The organism is Streptomyces sp. NPDC001156 (assembly GCF_053598275.1).
Genome location: NZ_JBSFJX010000004.1, coordinates 183,045 through 189,844, shown reverse-complemented (window position 1 = coordinate 189,844; position 6,800 = coordinate 183,045). Strand labels below are relative to the sequence as shown.

The window sequence follows — 6,800 nt, the reverse complement described above, 5'->3', positions numbered from 1 at the left end:
TGCGTCGTGGCGCTGTGTGTCGTTTGTGGGTGGGGGGGGGGGGTGGGGGGGGGGGGGGGGCGGCGCCGCCGCCTCGCCCTCACCCCCTCCCCCCCCCCCCCCGGGCGGCCGCGTCAGGCTCCCAGGGGTCCGGGCTGACAAGCGGACCGGCTTCCAGCGGAAAGGAACGTTTCCGACGAGCCCTGGCCGTCTCGGGTCCGCCGTACCCGATCGGCCGGGGGTACCCAATCGACCGGGGGCGCATCCGGGTTGTTCGTGGGGGCGCATCCGGGCGTTCCAGGGTGCGCGGAAGCGCCATCGAGTGCGCCCGGCGCGAAGCACCCGGGCGCACTCCGGCTGTGACCCGTCCGCGCCCAGCTGCCGTTTTGCCCATGTTTACCGCAGCTTTTCCCGTGCCGTACTCCGTCGCCATGGCTGCGCCCAGAACGTCTTGACCGGTAGGCTTTCCGTGTGATCTTCAAGCGCATCGGAAACGGCCGGCCGTACCCCGACCACGGCCGGGAGAGTACCCGGCAGTGGGCGGACGTCGCGCCGCGCCCGGTCCGCCTCGATCAGCTCGTGACGACCAAGCAGCAGCTGGACCTCGAGACCCTCCTGGCCGAGGACTCGACCTTCTACGGCGACCTCTTCGCACACGTCGTGAAGTGGCAGGGCGACCTCTACCTGGAGGACGGCCTCCACCGCGCGGTCCGTGCCGCGCTGCAGCAGCGCCAGGTCCTGCACGCCCGAGTGCTCGAGCTCGACTGATCCCGGGTACGCCCGCCTCTTCCGGAACGCCGCTCCACCCTGCCCGGCAGGCCGCTTCGTCCTTGCGACCGTTCCGCACTCCTGTGCGCCCTAGCCCGCTCGCGGGCGCCTCTTTGACCCTTTCGGGTTGGAGTGGGCAGCACCCAATGATCATCTAGTAGGCATTGCCGTCCCGGCGCACTACGCTGCGCCTCATGAGCATGCTGACTCCCCCCGGCATGGGCGGCCAGTACCGGATCACGGGGGACAAATACCCGCGCATGCGCCGACCCCGGCGCCGCGGCAGGCTGGTGTTCGCCATCGTCGCCTCCGCGGCCGCCGTCGGGCTGATCGGCTGGGGGAGCCTGCAGCTCATCGACGTCTTCACCGGTCGCGGCGGCAAGTCGTCGGCGTCCGGTGCGAAGGCCGACTGCGCGACGAAGGCGAGCCCGTCGCCCGCGGCGAACGCCAAGGCGCTGCCTCAGCCCGCCCAGATCACGGTCAACGTCCTCAACGCCACGCCACGCAGCGGCCTGGCCAAGGAGACCGCGGACGAGCTGAAGAAGCGCGGCTTCCACATCGGCACCGTGGGCAACGCGACCCAGGAGTTCGACAAGAAGGTCAAGGGCGTCGGAGTGCTGCTCGGCCCCAAGACCGCCCTCAACACCACCCTGCCGGTGCTCGGCACTCAGCTCGCGGGCGTCGACCGCCGCACCGACATCTCCCGCACCGGCGCGTCGGTGGACCTGATCCTGGGCGACAAGTTCAAGTCACTGAGCAGCAAGACGGACGCGGACAAGGCCTTGGCCGCACTGACCGCCCCCGCTCCGGTGGCCGACAAGAAAGCCGGGAAGAACTGCTGAGCAAGCCGGCACCGTACGCGAATCGCTGGGGAAGCCGGCCCCCGCACGCGAACAGCTGAGGGACCCGGCCCCGTACGCGACCGGAAAGCCGAACGGGGCGCGGTTCCTCTACGGAACGCGCCCCGTGATGCGTGCCGAACGCCGCCTACTCCGCGGCCCCGTAGAGCCGGTCACCCGCGTCGCCCAGTCCCGGCACGATGTAGCCGTGCTCGTTGAGGCGCTCGTCGACCGCGGCCGTCACCACGGTCACCGGCGTACCCGCCAGTTCGCGCTCCATGAGCTCGACACCCTCAGGGGCGGCGAGCAGCACCACGGCTGTCACATCGTCCGCGCCGCGCTTGATCAGCTCCTGGATCGCCGCGACGAGCGTGCCGCCGGTCGCCAGCATCGGGTCCAGGACGTACACCTGGCGCCGTGAGATGTCCTCCGGCATGCGCGACGCGTACGTGGAGGCCTGGAGGGTCTCCTCGTTGCGGATCATGCCCAGGAAGCCCACCTCGGCGGTCGGCAGCAGCCGGACCATGCCGTCGAGCATGCCGAGGCCGGCCCGCAGGATCGGCACGACGAGCGGACGCGGGCGGGCGAGCTTCACACCGGTGGTCGCGGCGACGGGGGTCTCGAGGTCGACCTGCTCGGTGCGCACGTCACGCGTGGCCTCGTAGGCGAGCAGCGTGACGAGCTCGTCGGCGAGCCGACGGAAGGTCGCGGAGTCGGTGCGCCGGTCGCGCAGCGTGGTGAGCTTGTGGGCGACCAGGGGGTGGTCGACGACGTGGAGACGCATGTCCATAACAGTAACCGGGCCTCACGGCCCCTGACGCGCCCCCGTACGCACGCGCACACCGGCCCGCTCGGCGGACCGTCCGCCTCGCACGACTCCGTCTGTGGCATCGAACCCCCCATCAGAGGGAAAGTGAGAGGGACACAACTGGGGTGGTGTGTCTATGTCCGACGGGGAGTCCCAAGAGGAGCCCGCAACGCTGGAGACGGATGCCGACCGCATCCGACGCAGGGCCCGGTTCCTGCGTGAACTCGCCGAGGCACGCGAGTTGCGCGACCGCGTCCGGCCCCGCCGTGCCAAGGCCGTGCGGCTGCGTCGCGCCATGCGCATGCGCACCTTCCGCTGGTAGCGACTCGGCCGCCTTGGGGGTGGCCGTGCGGCCACAGCGCCCCGGGCCGCGTACGATCCGCAGGTGGCGGCAATGAGTGTGCTGGTGAGTGCACTGCTTTTGATCGGAGCAACCGCGATCAAAACGGCCAGACACAGGGAGCCGAAGACGTCCCCTGAGCGCCTTGTTTCTGCCACGATTCCGAGTGGGCGGGGCTCGGAGAAGCACTCCCCGCCCGCAACCTCCGCCGGGGGGAACCCCAACCGGCACGCCTATGACCAGTGGGAGAGTCACGGTGTACTTCGCCGCACTGCTCGCGCGCACCGAAGACGGGTGGGAAGCGAGCGACACAGAGCTCGACGATGTGGAGACCCTGTCGGACCTGACCGACCTGGCCCGCGATGTCTCCGTCGACGAGGACACGGTGCTCGTACTCATCGAGCAGGAGGACGCGTGGTTCGGCGTCGTCCGCCTGGACGGCGAGGACGACCCTCGTATCTACGTCTCGGACGCCGCGGCCGCGGCCCGCAGTTCGTACGGCGAGATCCTGCTCACCGACGAACTGCTCGGAAGGGAGCCCGGTGACGACGTCGCCGACCTGGACTCCCTCGACCTCGACGGCACCGAGGACGGTGAGCCCGACGACGACGCCGACGAGGACGGGCCCACGGCGGACAACGCCGTGCCGCACGGCCCCGTCGGAGACAGCGAGATCCTCGACGACCTCGGTGTCAGCGAGAAGGAGCTGCGCATCCTGGACGCCGAGGACGCGCTCAGCTCCATCGCCGAAGCCCTGGGCGCCTCGGAGGTCCTGGAGACCGTCCGCTAGGGCCCCTGGGTGACCGAGGACGGGACGCCGGCCCCCGATCCGGTGCGCGACCGGTGGCGGGCCGCGATGCGGCTCGCCCTGGACGAGGCCGGGCGGGCCGCCGAAGGCGGTGACGTCCCGGTCGGCGCCGTCGTGCTGTCCCCGGACGGCGCGGTGCTCGCCACCGGTCACAACGAACGCGAGGCGACGGGCGATCCGTCGGGCCACGCCGAGATCGTCGCGCTGCGCCGGGCGGCGGCGGCGCTCGGCGAGTGGCGGCTGCCCGGCTGCACACTCGTCGTCACGCTGGAGCCCTGCACGATGTGCGCGGGCGCGGTGCAGCAGTCCCGGGTGGACCGGCTGGTCTACGGCGCGCGCGACGAGAAGGCCGGTGCGGTCGGGTCGCTCTGGGACCTGGTGCGCGACCGGCGCCTCAACCACCGCCCCGAGGTCATCGACGGCGTGCTCGCGGACGAGTGCGCCAGGATTCTCACAGACTTCTTCCGGAGCCGCTGAGCCCACGCCGACGACCACCGGAAACGGATTTCAGACCACGGCCCACCTTGGGGTAGGGTCTCCCTCGGTAGCGTGTCCGAGCGGCCGAAGGAGCTCGCCTCGAAAGCGAGTGTGGCGCAAGTCACCGAGGGTTCAAATCCCTCCGCTACCGCTCGTGAACGAAGGGGCGGCCCCGCTGGGGCCGCCCCTTCGTCGTCTTGCTGCCTGCCCTAGGCAGCCCTCACCGACGCTGCCCCGCCCAGGGCGACAGGGGCCGCGTCGTGATGCTCGTGCGGGATGCGTGCGGTGGAATGTCCTCAGGGAACGAATCCGGCCGGCCCGCCCCGCGGGTTGTGCAGGACCGGCCTGGCCTTGGGTCTGACGGCACCGTGGGGTCCTGGTTCACCGGGCTCCGCCTTCCGCAGGCCGGAAAGGAGCCCGGTATGAACGACGTCCTCTCCACCGGTGTGCTCATTGTCGGTGCCGGGCCGTACGGACTGTCGGCGGCCGCCCTCGCCCGCGAGCGCGGCATGGATACGCAGGTGGTCGGACGGCCGATGGGCTTTTGGCATGAGCACATGCCTGAGGGGATGCTGCTGCGCTCGGGGACGGACTGGCACCTGGACGCAGCCGACGTACACACCTTCGAGGCTTACCTGCGCGAACGAGGCCTCAGCCGCGACGAGGCCGTCCCGATCCCCCTCGCCCTGTTCCGTGATTACGCCGAGTGGTTTCGCCGTGTCAAGCAGGTGCCCGTCCGGCTCGAACACGTGCTGGACATCGCGCAACGCGACGGAGGGTTCGATGCGGAACTCACCGACGGGGGACGCATCCGTGCCCAGGCCGTGGTCGCCGCTCCCGGCGTGGGATATTTCCAGCAGATGCCCGGCTGGGCGGCCGGTGTGCCGGAAGCGCGGGCGACTCACAGCGGTGACCTGGTCCGATTCGACGCCTTGGCGGGCCGGAGTGTCCTGATCGTGGGCGGCCGGCAGAGCGCGTACGAGTGGGCGGCCTTGCTGGCCGAGCACGGTGGTGGCCGCGTCGACATCGTCCACCGCCACCCCGTTCCCCGCTTCGAGGCAGTGAGCTGGAAGTTCTTCGACGACTGCGTCGAGGGCACGGTGCAGGTGCCGGGGTGGTGGCGTCGGCTGACGGCCACGGAGCGGAAGGCGATCATCACGCAGTGCTGGGAGGCCGGGCGGGGGACGCTGGAGCCATGGCTGCCCGCCCGGCTGAACCCCGAAGTGGTGCACGTCTGGCCCAATGCAGAAGTCGTCCATGCGCGCGGCGGCGAGGGGGACGACGGGGCGCGGGTGACATTGTCCGGTGCCGACTCCCTGACGGTTGATCAGGTCATTTTTGCCACCGGATACGCACCTGACCTGGCACGTGTCCCCTACCTCGCCGGCCTCCACGACCGGATCGCAACCCGCGAGGGCTTCCCCGTGCTGGACGAGAACTTCCAGACATCCGTTCCCGGTCTTTACCTCACCGGCTTTGCGGCCGCCCAGGATTTCGGCCCGTTTCTGGGTTTCGTCAAAGCCGCCCCGGCCTCGGCCACCATCCTTGTGCGTCACCTCCAGGCCCGCTTGGGATGACGCGAGAGCCCGGCCCGTGCGGAACGCCGGCTGGCGGCGATGACGGCGTGCTGCGCGGGGCGGCGCCTGCACCGCCGGAATCGCGGCGGCGATGACCCGCCTCTCCTTGTGCCACCGTGGGCGGCGGCCGCCCGCTGTTCGCGTTACTCGGGCCACACGGGCGGGCGCTTGCCCAGGAAGGACGCGATCCCCTCGCGGGCCTGGGGGGTCTGTGAGGAGTCGGCCATGACCTCGCGGGCGATGGCGTAGGCGTCTGCCTCAGGGCGGTCCAGTTGCTCATACAGGGTGCGTTTGCCGAGGGCCTTGCTGGCCGCGCTGCCACGGGTGGCCCGGGCGAGGAGTTCTTCGACCGCCTCGTCCAGCTCGTCGTCCGGTACCGCGCGGTTGATCAGCCCCCACTCCAGTGCGGTGCGGGCGCCGATCACGTCGCCGGTCAGGGCCATCTCCATCAGCCGCTTGCGCCCGATGGACCGGGCCACCGGCACGGCAGGGGTGTGGCAGAACCAGCCCCCCTTGCCGCCGGGCAGCGCGAACCCGGCGGACTCTGCGGCCACGGCCAGGTCGCAGGATGCGACCAGCTGGCACCCGGCGGCCGTGGCCAGCCCCTGCACCCGGGCCACCACCACCTGGGGAACGGACTCGACCAGCCGCATCACGTCGGTACACAGCTGCAGCAGTTCGCGCGTGCCGTGAAGATCCAGGGCCAGCATGTCGGCGAAGTCGTGCCCGGAACTGAACACCGGTCCCTTCGCCGCCAGCACGATCCCACGCGCGGGGGAGTCGGCCGCGTCCGTCAGGGATTTCTGCAGCTGTTGCAGCATGTCCCAGCTCAGGGCATTCCTACGCTCGGGGTGATTCAGGGTGACCCAGGTGAAATCGCCCCGGGTGGACACGATCACACGCTCGGAACCGATCACAATCCCAGCGTACGCCCGGGCCACGCCGGGCACCGGTTCTGCCACGACACGTCGACCATCGGCCGTAGCCTTGGCCGAAGAGAGCAGGTCACCCAGGGACTGCCTTCGGTTGGGATCAAGCCCGGGGTGCGGTGTCGGTCCGACGGAACTGCGGTGTAACGCATACTCAGCTCACCGACAGCAAGTGGGAGTTCCTGGGACCGTTCCTGCCGGTCGGCAGGTTCGGCCCGTACCCTCAGCGGCTGCGTGAGCAGTTCGAGGGGGGATCCGGCGGTGCCGCACCGGCG

8 protein-coding genes and 1 tRNA gene are annotated in these 6,800 nt (G+C 70.6%); 7 read left to right on the top strand and 2 right to left on the bottom strand.

Annotated features, from left to right (window positions below):
* The first annotated feature begins 450 nt into the window (after positions 1–450).
* Both ACWDA7_RS04100 and ACWDA7_RS04095 read left to right on the top strand, forming a co-directional pair.
* A complete protein-coding gene (locus ACWDA7_RS04100; RefSeq protein WP_004943146.1) occupies positions 451–747 on the top strand; it encodes a type II toxin-antitoxin system VapB family antitoxin in 297 nt (98 codons plus the stop codon).
* Between the two features lie 194 nt (positions 748–941).
* Complete coding sequence (locus tag ACWDA7_RS04095; RefSeq protein WP_450602641.1) at positions 942–1,589, top strand: LytR C-terminal domain-containing protein; 648 nt, start codon at positions 942–944, stop codon at positions 1,587–1,589.
* 145 nt (positions 1,590–1,734) lie between these two features.
* Here the strand turns inward: ACWDA7_RS04095 and upp are convergent, their stop codons facing one another.
* Positions 1,735–2,370 (bottom strand): uracil phosphoribosyltransferase, encoded by a 636-nt coding sequence (gene upp / locus ACWDA7_RS04090; protein ID WP_450602640.1) that lies wholly within the window; start codon positions 2,368–2,370, stop codon positions 1,735–1,737.
* A gap of 160 nt (positions 2,371–2,530) precedes the next feature.
* Between upp and ACWDA7_RS04085 the strand changes: the two genes are divergently transcribed.
* From ACWDA7_RS04085 to ACWDA7_RS04065, 5 genes are all read left to right on the top strand, one after another.
* Complete coding sequence (locus ACWDA7_RS04085) at positions 2,531–2,716, top strand: hypothetical protein (protein WP_450602639.1); 186 nt, start codon at positions 2,531–2,533, stop codon at positions 2,714–2,716.
* A 274-nt stretch (positions 2,717–2,990) separates the two neighbouring features.
* Positions 2,991–3,524, top strand: a complete 534-nt coding sequence (locus tag ACWDA7_RS04080; RefSeq protein ID WP_359404864.1) for a tRNA adenosine deaminase-associated protein — start codon at positions 2,991–2,993, stop codon at positions 3,522–3,524.
* Between the two features lie 66 nt (positions 3,525–3,590).
* On the top strand, positions 3,591–4,019 hold the full coding sequence (gene tadA, locus ACWDA7_RS04075; protein ID WP_359404861.1) for a tRNA adenosine(34) deaminase TadA: 429 nt from the start codon (positions 3,591–3,593) through the stop codon (positions 4,017–4,019).
* A gap of 66 nt (positions 4,020–4,085) precedes the next feature.
* Positions 4,086–4,170: transfer RNA gene (locus tag ACWDA7_RS04070), tRNA-Ser, on the top strand.
* Positions 4,171–4,441: 271 nt separating this feature from the next.
* Complete coding sequence (locus ACWDA7_RS04065) at positions 4,442–5,596, top strand: NAD(P)-binding domain-containing protein (protein ID WP_450602638.1); 1,155 nt, start codon at positions 4,442–4,444, stop codon at positions 5,594–5,596.
* A gap of 143 nt (positions 5,597–5,739) precedes the next feature.
* Here ACWDA7_RS04065 and ACWDA7_RS04060 read toward each other — a convergent pair whose 3' ends face one another.
* On the bottom strand, positions 5,740–6,513 hold the full coding sequence (locus ACWDA7_RS04060) for an enoyl-CoA hydratase-related protein (protein ID WP_450602637.1): 774 nt from the start codon (positions 6,511–6,513) through the stop codon (positions 5,740–5,742).
* Positions 6,514–6,800: the final 287 nt, after the last annotated feature.

Coding starts and splice junctions, on each gene's coding strand:
- ACWDA7_RS04095 (WP_450602641.1), top strand. CDS start 942: ATGAGCATGCTGACTCCCCCCGGCATGGGCGGCCAGTACCGGATCACG.
- ACWDA7_RS04065 (WP_450602638.1), top strand. CDS start 4,442: ATGAACGACGTCCTCTCCACCGGTGTGCTCATTGTCGGTGCCGGGCCG.
- tadA (WP_359404861.1), top strand. CDS start 3,591: ATGCGGCTCGCCCTGGACGAGGCCGGGCGGGCCGCCGAAGGCGGTGAC.
- ACWDA7_RS04085 (WP_450602639.1), top strand. CDS start 2,531: ATGTCCGACGGGGAGTCCCAAGAGGAGCCCGCAACGCTGGAGACGGAT.
- upp (WP_450602640.1), bottom strand. CDS start 2,370: ATGCGTCTCCACGTCGTCGACCACCCCCTGGTCGCCCACAAGCTCACC.